The sequence below is a fragment of the Ideonella sp. sgz306126 genome (genome assembly GCF_056032705.1).
The window spans coordinates 616250-634021 of the sequence record NZ_JBVYWP010000003.1 but is presented as its reverse complement, the minus strand read 5'-3'; the positions used below and the strand labels follow the sequence as shown (position 1 = coordinate 634021).

Genomic DNA, 17772 nt, shown 5'->3' with positions numbered 1-17772 from the left:
CTCAGCCGAGCAGGTTCGCCAGCTTCAGCAGCGCCAGCAGCAGCATCCACAGCACCACCGAGCGCCACACCAGGCCGACCACGCTGCCCAGGTGGCCCAGTTCCGGCGGCAGGCCCGGCGTGGACCCGGCCGCATCGGCGTCGCCGGCATCGGCGCCATCGGCGAAGGTCTTGGACCGGTCCGGGGTGACCCCCGGAGGCGCGCTGCCGCCCAGTTGCACGCCCACGGCGCCGGCCGCAGCGGCGAGGATGATGCCCTCGTTCGCATGCTTCCACAGCGTCGCGTCGCGGCGCCAGCCGGCAACGGCTTCCTCGAAGTTGCCCACCACCGCAAAGCCGAAGGCCGTGAGACGGGCCGGCACGTGGTCGATCGCATTGAACGCGCGCTGCGACAGGTCGCGCAGGCCGTCGTTCACCGGCACGCCCAGCGAGCGGCTGCGGAACGACCAGTAGCGGCTGGCGAATTCGGCCATCCGGTACAGCACCGCGCCGGCCGGCCCCAGGCCCAGCGCGGCCAGCACGACGTAGCAGAAGAAGACACCGAACACGTGGCGGTGTGCGGCCAGCAACGAATGCTCGATCACATGGCGCAGCAGTTCGGTGCGCGGCAACTCGCTGGCGTCCAGGTGGCGCCATTGCGCGAGCAACTGGCGCGCCTGCTCCTCGTCGCCGCGCTCCAGCGCGTCGCGGATGTCGGTGAAATAGTGGCTGAACTGGCGAAAACCCAGCGTCAGGTAGATCACGCCCACGTCGAACGCCAAGGCCAGCAGCAAGCTGACCCAGTGCGCCAACACGAAGTGGATCGCGCCAGCCAGCAGCGCCGGCACGATCACGGTCACGACCCAGACGATGCGGGCGTGCCGGGGCTGGCCCGCATCGAAGTTGCGCCCGGTCCAGCCGACCCAGTCGGCGAGTGAATCATGAACCCAGTTGTCGCGCGGCAGCGGCTTGACCTGTTCCAGCAGCAGCGCGAAGAGGACAGCGAAGAAGCTCATTGCCGAGCATGATACCGACGCCCGGCCCCTGTCGCGGCCGCGACCTTCAGTCTTGCAGCAGGTGGTAGAAATTGCGCAACATCGCCGCCGTCGCGCCCCAGATGAAATACTCCCGCGCGGGAGTCTCCGGCGCGACCCAGGGCATCGACAGGAATTGGCGCGCCGTGCCCCCCTGCTCGAACGCATGGCGCCGGTGGTGGGCCGGGTTCATCAGGAACGCCAGCGGCACCTCGAAGGCCTCGGCCACCTCGAAGGCATCGAGCTTCAGCACATGGCCGGGGGCCACCAGCGCGACGACCGGGGTGACCTCGAAGCGGGTGATCGTGGTGTAGAGCGGCAGGCAGCCGATCACCTCGACCTGGTCGCGCGCGAGCCCGACCTCCTCTTCGGCCTCGCGCAACGCGGTGGCCACGGCATCGGCGTCCTCGGGCTCGCTGCGGCCGCCCGGAAAGCTGATCTGCCCGGCATGGTCGCGCAGATGCTCGGTGCGCCGGGTCAGCAGCACCTGCAGGCCCTGCGGACGCGACACCAGCGGGACCAGCACCGCCGCCGCTGCGGGTGGCCGCTCCGGAAAAAAGTGAGCCTGCGCGCCATCGCCGGGAATCGGCGGGACGAATCGCGCCGCAGCCGCAACGCGGTCGCGCACCCAGTCGGGCGTCAGGCGCTCGACGGGTACCGCGGGCAAACCGGCATCGGTACCCACCACGGGAACGGCCTGCGGGTCCCGGATCGGCGAGCGCCGCAGCGGCAGGGATTCATTGGGCATGGCAGACAGCGTAGACGAGTTCCGGCGCAGACGCCGCAGCAACGACAAAGCCGCCCTGAAGGCGGCTTTGCGTGACGGCGGGCGACGCTCCGGCTCGAAAGGACCCCGCGGGATCCCGGACGCCGGACGGCGCGTCCGACGGCCTCAGGAGAGCTTTTCCTTGATGCGCGCCGACTTGCCCGAGCGCTGGCGCAGGTAGTACAGCTTGGCACGACGCACATCGCCGCGGCGCTTGACCTCGATCGACGCGATCAGCGGGCTGTAGAGCTGGAAGGTGCGCTCGACACCTTCGCCACTGGAGATCTTGCGCACGATGAAGCTGCTGTTCAGGCCGCGGTTGCGCTTGGCGATCACCACGCCTTCGTAGGCCTGGACCCGCTTGCGGGTGCCTTCGACGACGTTCACGCTGACGATCACCGTGTCGCCGGGGGCGAACGCAGGGATGGTTTTGTTCAGGCGAGCAATTTCTTCTTGCTCTAGGGTCTGGATCAGGTCCACGGTTTTCTCCAAGAGATCGTGCCGACGCTGGGTTGAGATTTCTGGCAGGGCGCGCCGGGTTCAGCGCACCCCTGAGCTCGGCAGAGGATCGAAAAGCCTTTGATTATATCGCAAGCTGAGCCAGGTACCGCTCGTCGGCCTTGGACAGACGCCCTGCCGCCCGGGCCGCCGCGATCAGGTCGGGGCGGCGGCGGGCCGTCAGTTCCAGCGAGCGCTCCCTGCGCCAGCGTTCGATCTCGCCATGGTGGCCGCTGAGCAGCACCGGCGGCACGTCACGCGCGTCGCCATCGCCCGGTTGCCAGCGCTCGGGCCGGCTGTAGTGCGGGCAATCCAGCAGGCCGTTCTCGAAACTGTCCTGCTCATGCGAGCGCGCATCGGCCAGCACACCGTCCTGCAGGCGCGCCACGCCGTCGAGCAGCGCCAGAGCCGGCAGTTCGCCGCCCGAAAGCACGAAATCGCCCAGGCTCAACTCCAGATCCACGTGCCGATCCAGAAAGCGTTGATCGATACCCTCGTAGCGGCCGCACAGCAGGATCGCCCCCGGGCCGCGCGCCCATTCGCGCAGCAGGGCCTGGTCGATCCGCCGGCCGGTGGGACTGAAGTGCACCACCGGCGCATCGGCGGCCCCCGCGTCGGCCCGTGCACGACGGGCCTGGGCCAGCGCCCGCTCCAGCGGCTCGGCCAGCATCACCATGCCCGGACCGCCGCCGTAGGGACGGTCGTCGACCCGTCGGTAGGGATCATCGGCAAAGTCGCGCAGCGGCCACAGCGTGACGTCGACCTGGCCGGAAGCGTAGGCGCGCCGCGTCACGCCCTGCACCAGAAACGGCGCGAACACATCCGGGAAAAGCGTGATGACGTCGAAGCGCATCGCAGAAGTCGTCGGTGGCCAGGGTGCCGGAACGCCGCGCGCGCCCACCGGCCGTCAGTAGTCCAGGCCCCAGTCGACCGTGACGCGGCGCCGGGCCAGATCGACGGCGTCGACGAAAGCCGCCACGAACGGAATCAGGCGTTCGGCCTCGTCCGGCTTGGCATCGGGCAGCGCGTCGGGCCGCCGAACCCGCAGCACGCTGTGCGGGCCGGTGTCGAGCAGATCGGTCACCGTGCCCAGCAAGGCGCCGTCGCGGTTGACCACGTCGAGGCCGATCAGGTCGACCCAGTAGAACTCGTCGGCTTCGGCGGTGGGAAAACTCTGGCGCGAGACGAACACCCGCGCGCCGCGAAGCGCCTCGGCGGCATTGCGGTCGGGCACTTCCTGCGCCGTTGCGACGATCAGATCCCCCTGCTCGCGGCTGGAGGAAATCCGCAGCACCTCGGGCGGCACCACCGCAGGGCGCGGCGCCTGTCCGGCCTGCGCCTGGGCAGGCTTGAGGAACCAGCGTCGGGTGGAAAACAAGGCCTGGGGGTCGGCCGAGAAAGGCTGGACCTTGAACCCGCCTTGAATGCCCCAGGCATCGACGATGCGGCCGACCTCGACCGCATCGTCGGGCCAGGCCGGCTCCCCAGTGCTGGCGTGCAACGCCGTCTTCACAGACTGCACCCGGGCGCGGCCGTCGCCCACACTCAGGCCGCTGCCTTGGCCTTGGCTTGTTCGACCAGGCGCTTGACCGTCTCGGACGCCTGCGCGCCGACACCGGTCCAGTAGGTCATGCGGTCCTGCGCGATGCGCAGTCCCTCGTCGCCCGCCGAGGCCACCGGGTTGTAGAAACCGAGGCGCTCGATGAAGCGGCCATCACGGCGCTCGCGCGAGTCGGCGACGACGATGTTGTAGAAAGGGCGCTTCTTGGAGCCACCACGGGACAGACGAATCACGACCATTTGTCGTTCCTTGAGAATCAATGGTTGACCGCCGCACCAGGGAGACACCGCATGGCTGGCCAGTCCTTTGCCTGTGGCGGAGTCACCCCACCGTCGGCGCCGGGGCCCTCGCAGGCCCGTTCAACTCCGGCCCCGTAGATACGCCGCCCCGCGTGAGACCGGGCGACCGTGGCCGAAAACATGAGATTATAGGCGGCTAACGACCGTTGCGTCACCACTACCGCTCACGATGACCGCTGCCACCTTGCTGATCCGCTCCAGTACCGATGCCGACCTGCCCGACATCGCCGCCATCTACGGCGAAGCCGTGCTGCACGGCACCGGCACCTTCGAACTGGACCCGCCGGATGTCGCCGAAATGGCCCGCCGCCGCGCCGACGTGCTGGGCAAGGGACTGCCGTGGCTGGTGGCCGAACGGGCGGGGCGGGTGCTGGGTTATGCCTACGCCAACCACTTTCGTCCACGCCTGGCCTACCGCTTCTGCGTGGAGGATTCGGTCTACCTGCACCCCGAGGCCCGCGGCCAGGGGCTGGGCAGCTTGCTGCTGGCCGAATTGATGGCCCGTTGCGAAGCCGCCGGTGCCCGGCAGATGCTGGCGCTGATCGGCGACAGCGCCAACCTGGGCTCGGTCGGCCTGCATCGCCGCCTCGGCTTCGAGGCCAGCGGGGTGATGAAAAGCGCCGGCTGGAAGTTCGATCGCTGGCTGGACGTGGTGCTGATGCAACGCCCGCTGGGCCTAGGGGACGCGACCGCCCCGGTGGACGCCTCCTGATGGCAGCGCCGCGCTCCAAGACGCTGGCCACCTGGCTGGCCGTGATCGGTGGCCCGCTCGGCCTGCACCGCTTCTATCTGCATGGCCTGAAGGACCCCGTGGGGTGGCTGTTCCCGCTGCCCACGCTGATCGGGCTGGTGGGCGTGGTGCGCATGCTCAACCTCGGCCAGGACGACGTCGTGGCCTGGGTGCTGATCCCCATCCTGGGCCTGTCGATCAGCGCGGCGATGATCAACGCGATGGTCATCGGCCTGACGCCGGACGAGAAATGGGCCGCCCGCAGCGGCGTCGACGAACCGCTGCGCGAAACCCGCTGGGCGCCGGTCCTGGGGGTCATCCTGGCGCTGTTCGTCGGCGGCGCCGTGCTGATGGGCAGCATCGCGTTCGCCGGCCAACGCTATTTCGAGTGGCAACAGCTCAAGGCCGATGCCGCTGCCGCCGCGGCCAACCATTGACCGCCGCGTCTCGCGACGCCCCTCAGGCGGTGCGACCCGGGCCGGCGGGCGTCAGCGCAACACCACTGCGCTGATCCAGTAGCAGGCCCAGGCGACGACCGCCGAGGCCGGGATCGTGAAGATCCAGGCCCAGACGATGTTGCTCGCCAGCCCCCACCGGACCGCCCCGGCGTTGCGCACCGATCCCACGCCGACGATGGCGCCGGTGATGGTGTGCGTGGTGGACACCGGCACCCCCAGCGCAGTGGCCAGGAACAGCGTCATCGCCCCGCCCGCCTCCGCGCAGAAGCCCCCCACCGGCTTGAGCTTGGTCAGGCGCTGGCCCATGGTCTTGACGATGCGCCAGCCGCCGAACAGCGTGCCCAGACCCATCGAGGTGTAGCAGCAGACGATCACCCAGGTCGGCGGCGTCGTGGCGGCATCGGACACCAGGCCCGCCGACACCAGCAGCATCCAGATGATGCCGATGGTCTTCTGCGCATCGTTGCCGCCGTGGCCCAGCGAATACAGGCCGGCCGAAACCAGTTGCAGGCGCCGGAACCAGCGGTCGACCCGCAGCGGCGGCGTGCGCCGGAAGATCCAGGCCACCGCCACCATCATCAGCGAGCCCAGCAGGTATCCCAGCAGCGGCGACAGGAAGATGAACAGCACCGTCTTCATGATGCCGGCGCCGATCAGCTTCGAGACGCCGGCCTTGGCGGTCACCGCCCCCATCAGGCCACCGATCAGCGCGTGCGAACTGGATGACGGGATGCCGTACCACCAGGTGAAGACATTCCAGACGATGGCGCCGACCAGCGCGCCGAACACCACCTCTTGATCGACCACCCCGGCGTCGACGATGCCCTTGCCTATCGTCTTGGCCACCGTGAGCTGGAACACGAAGATCGCGATCACGTTGAAGACCGAGGCGAACAACACCGCCTGCTGCGGCTTCAGCACGCCGGTGGATACCACGGTCGCGATCGAATTCGCCGCATCGTGGAATCCGTTCATGAAGTCGAACACCAGCGCCAGCAGCACCAGCACGACCACGACCCATAACGCGATGGAAACTGCACCCATGCGAAGCCTGCGCCTTCGGTCAGATCAGGAGTTCTCGAGGACGATGCCCTCGATCAGGTTCGCCACGTCCTCGCAGCGGTCGGAGATCGATTCGAGGTGCTCGTAGATCGCCTTCAGCTTGATCAGCTCGCGTGTGTCCTGCTCCTCGCGGAAAAGGCGCGACATCGCGCTGCGCATCACGCGGTCGGCGTCCGATTCCAGCCGGTCGATCTCGTCGCAGGTCTTCAGCGCCGCCTCGGCCACGTCGGCCTGGTTCAGGCGCGGCAGCAGCGTCACCGCGTGTTGGACCCGTTCGCAACACTTCATCGAGATGTCGCCCAGGCGGCCCACGTCCTCGGTGATGTGCTGCAGGTCGTACAAGGCCATCACCTCGCTCGAATCCTGCAGCAGGTCCAGGATGTCGTCCATCGCGTGGATCAGGCCGTGGATCTGTTCGCGGTCGATCGGCGTGATGAAGGTGCGATGCAGCAGCCGGTTGACCTCGGCCGTGATCTTGTCGGCCGCGTGCTCGGCCTGGTCGACCTCGGCCGCGTACTTCTCGCGCAGGTCGTGGGTACCGTAGTGCCTGATCATCGCGTTGAAGGCGCGCGCGCCCTCGGCGATGTGCTTGCCGTGTTGGTTGAACAACTCGAAGAAGTTGCCATCCTTGGGCAACAGCTTGCCGAAAAACATCCGGATCTCCTCGCGGGGCGGGCGGCTGGGGTGGGTCGGCGGCCTCGGTGCGGCCGGTCGAGCGTCGGGGCGCATGCGCAGCACGACGAGCGTCGTCACGCAAACGTCACATCGATGTCACCGCGGCATTGTAGGCAGGCCTCGCCTCCCCCCGCTCCGCCGGCGCCGCTCAGCCCAGGCGCTCGACATCCTGACCCGCCACCGCCGCCAGCAGCTCGGCGACCGACGCGCGGCCCGGCACCATCAGCGCGGGCGCCAGTTCGGCCAGCGGCCTCAGCACGAAGGCGCGCTCGCCCATGCGGGGATGCGGCACCTGCAGGCGCGGCTCGGCGATCACCTGCTCGCCGAAGACCAGCAGGTCCAGGTCCAGCGTGCGCGGCGCGTTCCGGTAGGGCCGCTCGCGGCCGAAGCGCGCCTCGATGCCCAGCAGCGCATCGAGCAATTGCAGCGCGGTCAGCGAGGTCGCGATCGACGCCACGGCATTGACGTAATCCGGTCCGCCCGAATCGATCGGCGCACTGCGGTACAAGGACGAACAGGCCAGCGGCCGGCAGTGCGGCAACGCGGCCAGGGCCTGCCAGGCCTCCAGCACGGTCCCCCGGGCATCGCCGAGGTTGGCACCCAGGCCGACATAGGCCCGGGTCACGCCCGCTGCCGATTCAGTGGCCCGCGTCATCCGAACCAGCGCCGGTGCTTGCGCCGGCATCGCCTGCGGCGCCTCGTCCGGCCGGCTTGCGGCGACGCCGACGGCGCTTCTTGGGCGCATCGCCGGCGCCTGCGTCGCCTTCGTCGACAGGGGCCTGCGCCGGGGCGGCCTCGACCCGGCGGACCGCGGCCGACACCGGCGCAGGTCGCCGCCCCCTGCCCTGGCTTTCGCGCACCGCCTCGATCAGCGCCTCGCGCTCGGCATCGTCGCCCAGGGAAAAGTCTTCCCACCACTCGCCCAGTTCCGCCTCGACCTCGCCGACGTCGGCACGCAGGCGGAGGAAATCGAAACCGGCGCGGAAGCGCACCTGCTCGATCAGCGCATAGGCCTGGCTGGCCGTGCGGCGCTCGAAACGCGGCTGCATCATCCACACTTCGCGCATGTCGGCGGCCAGCTTGCCGCGGCCTGAGATGTCGCCGATGCGTGCGTCGAACACCGCGTCGATGGCCTGCTGCAGCGCCGGCATGGTCGGCTCGCCCTGCTCGCGCCGCTGCTGCCAACCGGCCTGCACGTCGTGCCACAACAGGCAGGCGAGCATGAAGCTGGGGGCCACGGCCTTGCCCTCGCCGACGCGCCGGTCGGTATCGGCCAAGGCCAGATGGACGAACTTCTCGCGCGCGCTGCCCACGGCGGCGGGCGCGAGGACCGTGTCCAGGATCGGGAACACGCCGCGGTCCAGACCCTGGGCCCGGATCTGCTCCAGGCTGGCCAGCGCGTGGCCGGTCTGCAGCAGCTTGATCATCTCGTCGAACATGCGCGATGCCGGCACGTTGGCGAGCAGCTTGGCCATCGCCTTGATCGGCTTGTGGGTCTTGGGCTCGATCTTGAAGCCCAGCTTCGCGGCAAAGCGCACCACGCGCAGGATGCGCACCGGGTCTTCCCGATAGCGCGTCTCGGGGTCGCCGATCATGCGCAGCGTCTGCGCCTTCATGTCGCGCAGGCCGTGGTGGTAGTCGACGACGACCTGCGAGCGCGGGTCGTAGTACATCGCGTTGATCGTGAAGTCGCGCCGCGCGGCGTCCTCGACCTGCGGACCCCAGACGTTGTCGCGCAGGACCCGGCCGCTGGCGTCCACCACGTGGCTCTTGCCGGCCATGTCGTCGCGCGACTGCCTGGCCGGCACGCCCTCGGCCGGCTCGGCCGCGGCATTGTCCAGGTAGGCGCGGAAGGTCGACACCTCGATCACCTCGTGGTCCCGGCCGCGGCCATGGATCACGTGCACGATGCGAAAGCGCCGGCCGATGATGAAGGCGCGCCGGAACAAGCCCTTGACCTGCTCCGGCGTCGCGCTGGTGGCGACATCGAAATCCTTGGGGCGCCGGCCGACCAGCAGGTCGCGCACCGCGCCGCCGACGATGTAGGCCTCGAAGCCGGCATCCTGCAAGGTGGTGACCACGCGCACCGCGCGCTCGTCGACCAGCGACGGATCGATGCCGTGCTCGGACGCGGGCACCTCGACGCGCCGGCCCTTGGGAATCCCGGCCGGCACCGTCGCGGCGGGCGCTGCGGGCTTGCCCAGCAGCTTGTCGATGAATTTGCGAATCATGAGTCCTCGAACAGGTTGAGGATGCGCCAGCCCCGCTCGGCGGCGATCGCCGCCAGCGCAGGCGTGGGGTTGGTGGCGACCGGGGTGGAGACACGCTCCATCAGCGGCAGGTCGTTGGTGGAGTCGCTGTAGAACAGCACCTCCTCGAAATCGCAGAGGCGGCGGCCCTGCCCGGCCAGCCAGGCGTCGACGCGGGTCACCTTGCCTTCGCGAAACGTGGGCACGCCCTGCACCCGTCCGGTGACGGCGCCGTGGGCGTCGCGCTCCAGCTCGACCGCAAGCAGGTGTTCGATCCCCAGCTCGGCCGCGATCGGGCGGGTGATGAACTCGTTGGTCGCGGTGACCAGCGCCACCAGGTCGCCAGCCGCCTGGTGGTGTCGCACCAGCGCACGCGCCGCCGGCCTGAGTTGCGGGCCGATCACCTCGCGCATGAAGCGCTCGCGCGCCGCAGCCGCGTCGGCCGCCGGCCGCGTCCGCCAGACCGACGTGGCGAAGTCGACGTACTCGGCGAGCACCAGGGTGCCGGCCTGGTACTGCTCGTAGAACTGCTGGTTGCGGGCCCGCCAGGCCTCGCCATCGGCCCAGCCGATGGTCACCATGAACTCGCCGAAGGCGTGGTCGGAATCGGTGGGCAGCAGCGTGCCATCCAGGTCGAACAGCGTCAGTCTCATGCCTCGGCGCCCTCCTCGCTCAGCATCTTCTTCAGCAGCGGCACGGTCACCGCGCGGCGCTCGGCCAACGAAAATCGGTCGAGGCGGTTCAGCAAGGCCATCAGCGACGCCAGGTCGCGCGCAAACCGGGTCAGCAGGTAGCTCATCACGTCATCGGAAAGCACGATGCCGCGGTGTTCGGCCTCGTGGCGCAGCGCGGCCCGGGTGCCCGCCTCGTCCAGCGGCTGCAGCGCAAACACCGGCCCCCAGCCGAAGCGCGTGCGCAGATCCTCGCGCACCGGCAGGTCGATCGGCGGCAGCCGCCCCGCCGACGCCATCTGCACGCCATACGTGGCGGCGTCGACGAAGAGCGTGAAGGCCGCGTGCTGGTGGGCGGCGTCGAGGCGCTCCGCGCCGTCGATCACGATCAGCGCGAACCCCTCGTCGGCGACCCAGGGCAGTGGTGCATCGGCATCGAACCAGGCCACCCGTCCGCCCTGCCGGCTCACCTGGCGCGCCAGCGCCGCCAGCAGGTGGCTCTTGCCCGAGCCGGCCGGGCCATGCAGGTAGACGGGCGCCGACGGCGGGCTGAGCGCGCGCAGCGCCGCCAGCGTGAGCGCGTTGCTCCCCGCCACGAAGGTATCGAAATCGGGTTCGGCGTCCGGGCCGATCGCCAGCGGGATCTGCTTCATCCGCGGTAGAGCTCGCTTTGCAGGTAGACCGCCAACACCCGGCGTCCGGCCACCATCGCCACGGCCGACAGCGGCAGCGCGGCCAGAACGCCGACGAAGCCCAGCAGGTGGCCGAAGGCCAGCAACGCGAAGATCACCGCCAGCGGATTCAGACCGATGCGCTCGCCGACCAGACGCGGCGTCAGCACGAAGCCTTCGAGCAACTGCCCCAGGCCGTAGACCACCAGCACCCCGGCCAGCCCGGTCCAGCTGCTGAACTGCAGCGCCGCGGTCAACGCCGCCAACGACAGGCCCAGGCCGAAACCCAGGTAGGGGATGAACACCGCCATGCCGGTGAACACCCCCACCGGCAGCGCCAGGTGCAGACCGGCCAGCGCCAGCGCGCCGGCATACCAGGCCGACAGCGTCAGCATCACCAGCAACTGCCCACGCAGATACTGCCCCAGCAGCGCGTCGCACTCGGTCAGGAAGCCGTCGACCGACGCGTGCAGCCGCGGTGGCACCAGGCGCTGCAGGCGGGCGATCAGCGACGGCCAGTCCAGCAGCAGGTAGAACAACACCACCGGCACCAGCACCGCATTGCCCAGCACGCCCAGCACGATGCTGCCGCCGACGCGGGCCGAGCTCATCAGCCTGATCAGCCAGTCCTCGAGGTTGCCGCCCATGAATTTCAGCGCCAGCGCCTTGATGCCGGCGACGTCGAACTGCACCGGCACGCCGTACTGCGCCAGCCACGGCGCGAGGCTGCGGTTGAGGCGGTCCGCCGCCAACGGGATCTGATCGCGCAGCGCCGGCAGTTCGCTCGCCAGCACCGGCACCAGCAACAGCAGCAGGGCCATCGCGGCGAGCGCCGCCAGCAGCACCACCAGCGCCACCGCCACCGCCCGCGGCACGCGGCGCCGCACCTGGGCCTCCACCGCCGGCTGCAAGGCATAGGCCATCACCGCCGCCACCAGGAACGGTGCCAGCACCGGCGCCAACGCCCACAGCAGCGCCAGCGTGGCTGCGGCGATCAGCAGCCAGCTCAGGAATTGGCGCTGGGCGGGAGTCAGGGTCATGATGGCCGAGAAGTGGGGCGACGCGTCGCGGCACGCGCCGCGGGCGGCACGGTCAGGGGCACCGCCGCCGCATCGTCAACCCGCCATTGTAGGGCGGCCCTCAATGCAGGAAGCGGCGCGGGCGCTGCTCCAGCGCATCGAGCTCACGGCTCACCGCCGGCTCGTCGGCGGCACGCGGACGATGCTCGAGATAGGCCGCCAGATCGGCCATGGCCAGTTCGCGCTGCCCCAGCTCGGCCAGCGTGCGGCCGCGGTCGCGCCGCTCCTCCCAGGCCGCGGGCAGCAGGCACACCAGGCGCTGCTGCACCGCCAGCAAGCGCGCCAGGTCGCCCAGCTGGGAGTACAGGGTCTTCAGGTTGCCCAGCATCCGGGCGATGATCTCGCGGGCCGTGGCGGGCTGGAGAAACAGGCCCAGCGGCGCGTCGAAATCGCCGACCAGGCCGTGCTGGCGGCGGTAGGGCTCCAGCCGCTCGTCCAGCATCTCCCGGGTCAGCGATTCGCCGTTGACCGGGTCCAGCACGACCTCGCCATCGGGCAGCTTCAGCTTGACCAGGAAATGCCCCGGAAACGACACCCCGCGCGCCACCAGCCCGATCTGCTGGGCCAGTTCGATGTACAGCACGGCCAGCGACACCGGAATGCCCCGCCGGGTCTGGAGCACATGGTGCAGGAAGCTGTTGGCCGGGTCGTGGAAATCGTTGGTGTTGGCGGCAAAGCCGAGCTCGCGGTAGAAGAACCGGTTCAGCAGTCGCACCCGGTGGAGCGCACTGGCATCGGCAGGCAGGCGTCGCCGCAGCCGCTCGGCCAGCGCGTCGATGTCGGACATCACCGACTGCGGATCCAGCTCGGGCCAGTCGTCCTGCGCGAGGACGATCGCCGCTTCCAGCAGCGAAAAGCCCTCGTCTTCGGCCACCAGGGCCGCGAAGTACGCCAGCGGACTGGGAACCTCGAATCGCAACGGGACGACCATGGGTCGAGTGTAGAACGGCTTCAGCCCTGGCGCGCGAACTGACGCAGGTTCAACCCCAGCGCCCGCAGGGTGCCGAAATACACCAGCGCGGCCGCCGCCAGGGTCGCCGCCAGCAGGCCGGCCCGCTCGGCCCAGTGGGGCCGCAGGCCGATCCAGTCGACCCGTTGCGCCACCCAGGCCAGCCAGGCCGCCATCAACGCCGTCGCGCCGACCACGCGGACCAGGAAGGCCCGCCAGCCTGGCGAAGGCCGGTAGGCCCCCCGCTGCCACAGCCCGGTCAGCAGCCAGGACGCGTTCATGACCGCGCCCAGGCTGGTGGCCAGCGCCAGGCCGGCATGGCCGAGCCAGGGCACGAAGACCGCATTCATCAACTGAGTGAGGATCAGCACCATGATTGCGATGCGCACCGGCGTGCGGATGTCCTGCCGGGCATAGAACCCGGGGGCCAGCACCTTCACGCCGATCAGACCGATCAGGCCGACGCCGTAGCCCTGCACGGCGCGGCTGGTCATGCCGACCGCCTCGGCATCAAAGCGGCCGTGATGGAACAGCACCGTCACCATCGGCAGCGCAAACACCATCAACGCAGCCGAACATGGCAGCGCCAGCAAGGCCGCCAGCCGCAGACCCCAATCGAGGTGACCGGCGTAGCCGACGTCGTCCTGGCGCGCGCGAAGGGCCGCCAGGCCCGGCATCAGCACCACCCCCAGGGCCACGCCCAGCAAGGCGGTGGGAAACTCCATCAGGCGGTCGGCATAGGTCAGCCAGGAAACCGCGCCGGGCCCCAGGTGCGACGCGATCTGGCTGTTGATCAGAATCGAGATCTGCGCCACCGACACCCCCAGCAGCGCCGGCGCCATCTGCCGCATCAGGCGGTGCACGCCCGGGTGGTGCCACGCCGAAAGGAGGCGCCGGGGCGACAGCCCGATGCGCGGCAGGCAGCCGATGCGCAGCAAGGCCGGCACCTGGATGCCCAGCTGCAGCACGCCGCCCAGCAGGACGCCGACCGACATCGAGTGGATCGGCTCGATGCCATGGCGCTGCAGCCAGGGCGCCACGAACAGCACGCTGCTGACCACCGCCACGTTCATCAGCACCGGCGTGGCCGCCGGCACCACAAAGTGCTTCCAGGTGTTCAGGATGCCGGCCGACAAGGCCACCAGCGACATGAAACCGATGTACGGAAACATCCAGCGGGTCAGCAGCACCGCCAGATCCAGTTTCTCAAGCCCGGCGCCGAACAGCCAGACGATCACCGGCGCGCCGACCACGCCCACCACGCAGGTCAGCACCAGGATCCAGAACAGCACCGTGGCCACCGCGTCCAGCAGCGCGTGGGTGGGGCCGTCGCCCTGCGTCTCGCGCGAGTTGGCCAGGATGGGCACGAAGGCGGCCGAGAACGCCCCTTCGGCAAACAGCCGCCGCAGCAGGTTGGGAATGCGAAAGGCGATGTTGAACGCGTCGGTCGTCGCACTGGCGCCGAAGACATGGGCCACCAGTTGCTCGCGCGCCAGGCCCACGATCCGCGACAGCAGGGTCCAGAGAGAAACGGTCGATGCCGCTTTCAGCAGGTTCATGCGAGAGCCGGCACGGGTCGTGACGGAAAAAAGCAAGGGGCTGAACGCCCCGGGTCCGCGAATTATAGGGACGGTGCAGCGTGCCGGTCCGGCGCCCGCTTGCCCGATGTGGCGCGGAAATGCTATACTCGACAGTCTTTACCCACCTGGAAATCCACAGAAGCATGGCCACCTCCTCCAAAGCCAAGAAGCGCACCGTGCGCCTGGCCTCGGGCCGCAAGCGCGCCCGCCAGGACGTCAAGCTGAACGCCGCGAACACGTCGCTGCGTTCGAAGTTCCGTACCTCGATCAAGAGCGTCCTGAAGGCAGTTGCCGCCGGCGACAAGACCAAGGCCACCGAACTGTTCAAGACGGCCCAGAGCGTGATCGATTCGATCGCCGACAAGGGCTTGTTCCACAAGAACAAGGCTGCCCGCCACAAGAGCCGCCTGTCGGCCAAGGTGAAGGCGCTGGCTGCTTGACAGCCCACTCCAGGTGGAATGACGAAGGCCCCGCAGTGCGGGGCCTTTTTCTTGGTCGGTCCGTGGCGACACCGACGAACGGCCTAAGCGTCAGCCCTTGCGCGGCGGCTCCTCGGGCAGCAGGCAGGCCTCGGTCACCTGCAGGTCGTTGTCGCGGGCGAAGTTCATCACGAAGTCCCAGGCCATCGGCTCGACATCGCGCAAGGCCTCGCTGACGATCACGCATTTCAGCCCGTTGATGACCCGCGGCACGCACAGCGGCGAATAGCCGATAAAGGCCCCGATCCCGCCTTGCACGCCGCCGGGACGAAAACACGACATCGCGCCGGCCAGCCGCTCGGCCCAGTCGCTGGGGCGGAACGTGCGCCCCTCCTTGGTCAGGCCTTGGATGAAAACTTCGCGGGGCTTGGACACGGGCGTGGGAAAGGTGATGAGCAAGGGCGGCCATCGTATCGGCGGCGTCTGGCATGACGCCGCCCGGCAGCCGGCAGGAAGCAGGGGCGCATTGTGCCCTGATTGTGTTGCGGCGCAGCAAGCATGATCCATGCCCCGGGGCCGGACGGCCCCCGTTTCGGCGCCGCGGGGCCTGCCCCTTAGAATTTGGCGGGGTCGGGGCGCACGCACCCTCGCGCCGCCGACCCTTTTGTCGTCTTCCCGACGACCTCGCAACCGCTCAGCAATCGGAGTCCTTTGATGCCCGCCTCGATGCCCCACGTGATGAACACCTATGGCCGACTGCCGATCGCGCTGTCGCACGGCCGAGGCTGCCGCGTCTGGGACACCGAGGGCCGACGCTACCTGGACGCGCTGGGCGGCATCGCGGTCAACACGCTGGGCCATGCCCATCCCAAGCTGGTGCCGGCGCTTCAAGACCAGGTGGCCAAGCTGATCCACTGCTCGAACTATTACGAAAACCCGCTGCAGGAGCGCCTGGCCGCCCGCCTGTGCGAGCTGTCGGGACTGTCCGCGGCGTTCTTCTGCTCCAGCGGCCTGGAGGCCAACGAAGGCGCACTGAAGATCGCCCGCAAGTTCGGCCATGACCGCGGCATCGAGCGCCCCGAGGTGATCGTGCTCGAGAAGGCCTTCCACGGCCGCTCGATCGCCACCCTGTCGGCCACCGGCAATCCCAAGGTGCAGGAAGGCTTCGGGCCGCTGGTCGAAGGCTTCGTGCGCGTGCCGGCCAACGACGTGGCGGCGATGCGCGAGGCCGCCCGCCGCCATCCCGACGTGGTGGCGGTGTTCCTCGAAACCATCCAGGGCGAAGGCGGCATCCGCCCGATGCAGTGGGACTACCTGCGCGCGGTGCGCCAACTCTGCGACGAACAGAACTGGCTGCTGATGCTCGACGAGGTGCAATGCGGCATCGGCCGCACCGGCAAGTGGTTCGCCCACCAGTGGGCCGGCATCCTGCCCGACGTGATGCCGCTGGCCAAGGGCCTGGGCTCGGGCGTGCCGATCGGCGCGATCGTGGTCGGCGACAAGGCCAAGAACGTGCTGGGCCCCGGCAACCACGGCAGCACCTTCGGCGGCAACCCGCTGGCGATGCGCGCCGGCATCGCGACGCTGGACATCATGATCGACGACGACCTGATGGCCAACGCCGCGGCGGTCGGCGCCCACCTCAAGGCGGCGTTGGAGCGCGAACTGGGCGGCCTGGCCGGCGTCAAGGACGTGCGCGGCCAGGGCCTGATGCTGGGCATCGAGCTGGATCGACCCTGCGGCGTCATCCTGACCCGCGCGATGCAGGCCGGGCTGCTGCTCAGCGTCACGGCCGACAGCGTGATCCGCCTGGTGCCGCCGCTGATCCTCAGCGTCGACGAGGCCGACGAGATCGTCAGCCTGCTGGTGCCGCTGATCAAGACCTTCCTGTCGGAAGCCGCCGCATGAAACCGGGATTCAGCCTGATGAAACACTACCTGCAGTTCAAGGACTTCCGCGCCGAGGAATACACCTACCTGTTCGAGCGTGCCCGCATCATCAAGCAGCGCTTCAAGAACTACGAGCGCTACCAGCCGCTGGCCGACCGGACGCTGGCGATGATCTTCGAGAAGGCCAGCACCCGCACCCGGGTCAGCTTCGAGGCCGGCATGTACCAGATGGGTGGCTCGGTGGTGCACCTGACCACCGGCGACAGCCAGCTCGGCCGCGCCGAACCGATCGACGACTCGGCGCGCGTGATCAGCCGCATGGTCGACCTGGTGATGATCCGCACCTACGAGCAGACCAAGATCGAGCGCTTCGCCGCCCATTCGCGCGTGCCGGTGATCAACGGCCTGACCAACGAATACCACCCCTGCCAGATCCTGGCCGACATCTTCACCTACCTGGAACACCGGGCCCCGGTGGGCGCACGCGGCTACGACATGGCCAGCCTGCAGGGCAAGGTGGTGGCCTGGGTCGGCGACGGCAACAACATGGCCAACACCTGGCTGCAGGCGGCCGAGATCCTGGGCTTCACCGTCCACGTCAGCACCCCCGGCGGCTACGAGGTCGACCCCGGGGTGGCCGGCATCACGCGCACCGACTGCTACAAGGTCTTCGCCGACCCGCTCGAAGCCTGCCGCGGCGCCCACCTGGTGACCACCGACGTCTGGACCAGCATGGGCTACGAGGCCGAGAACGAGGCCCGCATCAAGGCCTTCGCCGACTGGTGCGTGGATGCCGAGATGATGGCCGCGGCCCAGCCCGACGCGCTGTTCATGCACTGCCTGCCCGCCCACCGCGGCGAAGAGGTGACGGCCGAGGTGATCGACGGCCCCCAATCCGTCGTCTGGGACGAGGCGGAAAACAGGATGCACGTGCAAAAGGCCCTGATGGAGTACCTTCTGCTCGGCCGGATCGGCTGAAGGCCGGGCCGGCGGCCCGCAGCGCTGGCATCCTGTTTCGGCGCAGGCTCATGCCCGCGCAGCGGACGTGAAGAGCCCCGCGAGGGGCGCGGGCCGAAGCCAGCATCGAATGCACGTGCAAACGTGCCTTCATGGAGTACCCGCTGCTGGGTCGGATCGGCTGAGTCGCGACGGCAGCTTGCCGTCAGCGCCGAAGCGCACAGTCGAGGCCGAGGAGACACCAGCA

Annotated in this window: 21 protein-coding genes; 5 read left to right on the top strand and 16 right to left on the bottom strand. The window is 69.2% G+C overall.

From position 1 onward, the window contains the following. Window position 1: 1 nt before the first annotated feature. From AC0N04_RS11335 to rpsP, 6 genes are all read right to left on the bottom strand, one after another. Window positions 2–994, bottom strand: coding sequence for a CobD/CbiB family protein (locus AC0N04_RS11335; protein WP_474281602.1), 993 nt, complete (start codon window positions 992–994; stop codon window positions 2–4). 46 nt (window positions 995–1040) lie between these two features. Further along, on the bottom strand, window positions 1041–1760 hold the full coding sequence (locus tag AC0N04_RS11330; RefSeq protein ID WP_474281600.1) for a CoA pyrophosphatase: 720 nt from the start codon (window positions 1758–1760) through the stop codon (window positions 1041–1043). A gap of 144 nt (window positions 1761–1904) precedes the next feature. Further along, window positions 1905–2258, bottom strand: coding sequence for a 50S ribosomal protein L19 (gene rplS / locus AC0N04_RS11325; RefSeq protein ID WP_474281598.1), 354 nt, complete (start codon window positions 2256–2258; stop codon window positions 1905–1907). Window positions 2259–2361: 103 nt separating this feature from the next. Beyond that, window positions 2362–3129: a tRNA (guanosine(37)-N1)-methyltransferase TrmD gene (trmD, locus tag AC0N04_RS11320; protein WP_474281596.1), complete on the bottom strand. Its 768-nt coding sequence runs from the start codon at window positions 3127–3129 to the stop codon at window positions 2362–2364. Between the two features lie 54 nt (window positions 3130–3183). Next, a complete protein-coding gene (gene rimM / locus AC0N04_RS11315; protein ID WP_474281594.1) occupies window positions 3184–3777 on the bottom strand; it encodes a ribosome maturation factor RimM in 594 nt (197 codons plus the stop codon). 44 nt (window positions 3778–3821) lie between these two features. After that, entirely contained in the window at window positions 3822–4076 is a 255-nt protein-coding gene (gene rpsP, locus AC0N04_RS11310) for a 30S ribosomal protein S16 (RefSeq protein WP_474281592.1), read from the bottom strand. A gap of 229 nt (window positions 4077–4305) precedes the next feature. Here rpsP and AC0N04_RS11305 point away from each other — a divergent pair, with 229 nt between their 5' ends. Together AC0N04_RS11305 and AC0N04_RS11300 are read left to right on the top strand one after the other, a co-directional pair. Continuing rightward, window positions 4306–4848: an N-acetyltransferase family protein gene (locus AC0N04_RS11305; protein WP_474281590.1), complete on the top strand. Its 543-nt coding sequence runs from the start codon at window positions 4306–4308 to the stop codon at window positions 4846–4848. Beyond that, a complete protein-coding gene (locus AC0N04_RS11300) occupies window positions 4848–5303 on the top strand; it encodes a hypothetical protein (protein ID WP_474281588.1) in 456 nt (151 codons plus the stop codon). The genes AC0N04_RS11305 and AC0N04_RS11300 overlap by 1 nt, the downstream gene beginning before the upstream one ends. Before the next feature lie 51 nt (window positions 5304–5354). Here AC0N04_RS11300 and AC0N04_RS11295 read toward each other — a convergent pair whose 3' ends face one another. From AC0N04_RS11295 to murJ, 9 genes are all read right to left on the bottom strand, one after another. Then, window positions 5355–6368, bottom strand: a complete 1014-nt coding sequence (locus tag AC0N04_RS11295; protein ID WP_474281586.1) for an inorganic phosphate transporter — start codon at window positions 6366–6368, stop codon at window positions 5355–5357. Between the two features lie 24 nt (window positions 6369–6392). Continuing rightward, window positions 6393–7040, bottom strand: coding sequence for a DUF47 domain-containing protein (locus AC0N04_RS11290; protein WP_474281584.1), 648 nt, complete (start codon window positions 7038–7040; stop codon window positions 6393–6395). Window positions 7041–7209: 169 nt separating this feature from the next. After that, entirely contained in the window at window positions 7210–7716 is a 507-nt protein-coding gene (folK, locus tag AC0N04_RS11285; RefSeq protein ID WP_474281582.1) for a 2-amino-4-hydroxy-6-hydroxymethyldihydropteridine diphosphokinase, read from the bottom strand. Then, entirely contained in the window at window positions 7700–9292 is a 1593-nt protein-coding gene (gene pcnB / locus AC0N04_RS11280) for a polynucleotide adenylyltransferase PcnB (RefSeq protein ID WP_474281580.1), read from the bottom strand. The genes folK and pcnB overlap by 17 nt, the downstream gene beginning before the upstream one ends. Continuing rightward, window positions 9289–9963, bottom strand: a complete 675-nt coding sequence (locus tag AC0N04_RS11275) for a histidinol-phosphatase (protein ID WP_474281578.1) — start codon at window positions 9961–9963, stop codon at window positions 9289–9291. Before AC0N04_RS11275 ends, pcnB begins: the two co-directional genes overlap by 4 nt. After that, window positions 9960–10634 carry a DnaA regulatory inactivator Hda gene (hda, locus tag AC0N04_RS11270; RefSeq protein WP_474281576.1) on the bottom strand — a complete coding sequence of 225 codons (675 nt, stop codon included), beginning with the start codon at window positions 10632–10634 and terminating at the stop codon, window positions 9960–9962. Before hda ends, AC0N04_RS11275 begins: the two co-directional genes overlap by 4 nt. Beyond that, window positions 10631–11692, bottom strand: coding sequence for an AI-2E family transporter (locus tag AC0N04_RS11265; RefSeq protein ID WP_474281574.1), 1062 nt, complete (start codon window positions 11690–11692; stop codon window positions 10631–10633). The genes hda and AC0N04_RS11265 overlap by 4 nt, the downstream gene beginning before the upstream one ends. A gap of 100 nt (window positions 11693–11792) precedes the next feature. Next, entirely contained in the window at window positions 11793–12662 is an 870-nt protein-coding gene (locus AC0N04_RS11260) for a SirB1 family protein (RefSeq protein ID WP_474281572.1), read from the bottom strand. A 20-nt stretch (window positions 12663–12682) separates the two neighbouring features. After that, on the bottom strand, window positions 12683–14239 hold the full coding sequence (murJ, locus tag AC0N04_RS11255) for a murein biosynthesis integral membrane protein MurJ (protein ID WP_474281570.1): 1557 nt from the start codon (window positions 14237–14239) through the stop codon (window positions 12683–12685). 164 nt (window positions 14240–14403) lie between these two features. Here murJ and rpsT point away from each other — a divergent pair, with 164 nt between their 5' ends. After that, window positions 14404–14700, top strand: a complete 297-nt coding sequence (rpsT, locus tag AC0N04_RS11250; protein WP_474281568.1) for a 30S ribosomal protein S20 — start codon at window positions 14404–14406, stop codon at window positions 14698–14700. Between the two features lie 90 nt (window positions 14701–14790). Here rpsT and AC0N04_RS11245 read toward each other — a convergent pair whose 3' ends face one another. After that, entirely contained in the window at window positions 14791–15114 is a 324-nt protein-coding gene (locus AC0N04_RS11245) for a DUF3579 domain-containing protein (protein WP_474281566.1), read from the bottom strand. Between the two features lie 279 nt (window positions 15115–15393). On the opposite strand from AC0N04_RS11245, the gene AC0N04_RS11240 reads away from it, so the two are divergent. Together AC0N04_RS11240 and argF are read left to right on the top strand one after the other, a co-directional pair. Then, window positions 15394–16587, top strand: coding sequence for an acetylornithine/succinylornithine family transaminase (locus tag AC0N04_RS11240; protein WP_474281564.1), 1194 nt, complete (start codon window positions 15394–15396; stop codon window positions 16585–16587). After that, window positions 16584–17546, top strand: a complete 963-nt coding sequence (gene argF, locus AC0N04_RS11235) for an ornithine carbamoyltransferase (RefSeq protein WP_474281562.1) — start codon at window positions 16584–16586, stop codon at window positions 17544–17546. Before AC0N04_RS11240 ends, argF begins: the two co-directional genes overlap by 4 nt. Window positions 17547–17772: the final 226 nt, after the last annotated feature.

Coding starts and splice junctions, on each gene's coding strand:
- AC0N04_RS11335 (WP_474281602.1), bottom strand. CDS start 994: ATGAGCTTCTTCGCTGTCCTCTTCGCGCTGCTGCTGGAACAGGTCAAG.
- hda (WP_474281576.1), bottom strand. CDS start 10,634: ATGAAGCAGATCCCGCTGGCGATCGGCCCGGACGCCGAACCCGATTTC.
- AC0N04_RS11295 (WP_474281586.1), bottom strand. CDS start 6,368: ATGGGTGCAGTTTCCATCGCGTTATGGGTCGTGGTCGTGCTGGTGCTG.
- AC0N04_RS11275 (WP_474281578.1), bottom strand. CDS start 9,963: ATGAGACTGACGCTGTTCGACCTGGATGGCACGCTGCTGCCCACCGAT.
- AC0N04_RS11300 (WP_474281588.1), top strand. CDS start 4,848: ATGGCAGCGCCGCGCTCCAAGACGCTGGCCACCTGGCTGGCCGTGATC.
- pcnB (WP_474281580.1), bottom strand. CDS start 9,292: ATGATTCGCAAATTCATCGACAAGCTGCTGGGCAAGCCCGCAGCGCCC.
- murJ (WP_474281570.1), bottom strand. CDS start 14,239: ATGAACCTGCTGAAAGCGGCATCGACCGTTTCTCTCTGGACCCTGCTG.
- AC0N04_RS11305 (WP_474281590.1), top strand. CDS start 4,306: ATGACCGCTGCCACCTTGCTGATCCGCTCCAGTACCGATGCCGACCTG.
- AC0N04_RS11265 (WP_474281574.1), bottom strand. CDS start 11,692: ATGACCCTGACTCCCGCCCAGCGCCAATTCCTGAGCTGGCTGCTGATC.
- folK (WP_474281582.1), bottom strand. CDS start 7,716: ATGACGCGGGCCACTGAATCGGCAGCGGGCGTGACCCGGGCCTATGTC.
- AC0N04_RS11260 (WP_474281572.1), bottom strand. CDS start 12,662: ATGGTCGTCCCGTTGCGATTCGAGGTTCCCAGTCCGCTGGCGTACTTC.
- rpsT (WP_474281568.1), top strand. CDS start 14,404: ATGGCCACCTCCTCCAAAGCCAAGAAGCGCACCGTGCGCCTGGCCTCG.
- AC0N04_RS11330 (WP_474281600.1), bottom strand. CDS start 1,760: ATGCCCAATGAATCCCTGCCGCTGCGGCGCTCGCCGATCCGGGACCCG.
- argF (WP_474281562.1), top strand. CDS start 16,584: ATGAAACCGGGATTCAGCCTGATGAAACACTACCTGCAGTTCAAGGAC.
- rpsP (WP_474281592.1), bottom strand. CDS start 4,076: ATGGTCGTGATTCGTCTGTCCCGTGGTGGCTCCAAGAAGCGCCCTTTC.
- trmD (WP_474281596.1), bottom strand. CDS start 3,129: ATGCGCTTCGACGTCATCACGCTTTTCCCGGATGTGTTCGCGCCGTTT.
- AC0N04_RS11240 (WP_474281564.1), top strand. CDS start 15,394: ATGCCCGCCTCGATGCCCCACGTGATGAACACCTATGGCCGACTGCCG.
- AC0N04_RS11290 (WP_474281584.1), bottom strand. CDS start 7,040: ATGTTTTTCGGCAAGCTGTTGCCCAAGGATGGCAACTTCTTCGAGTTG.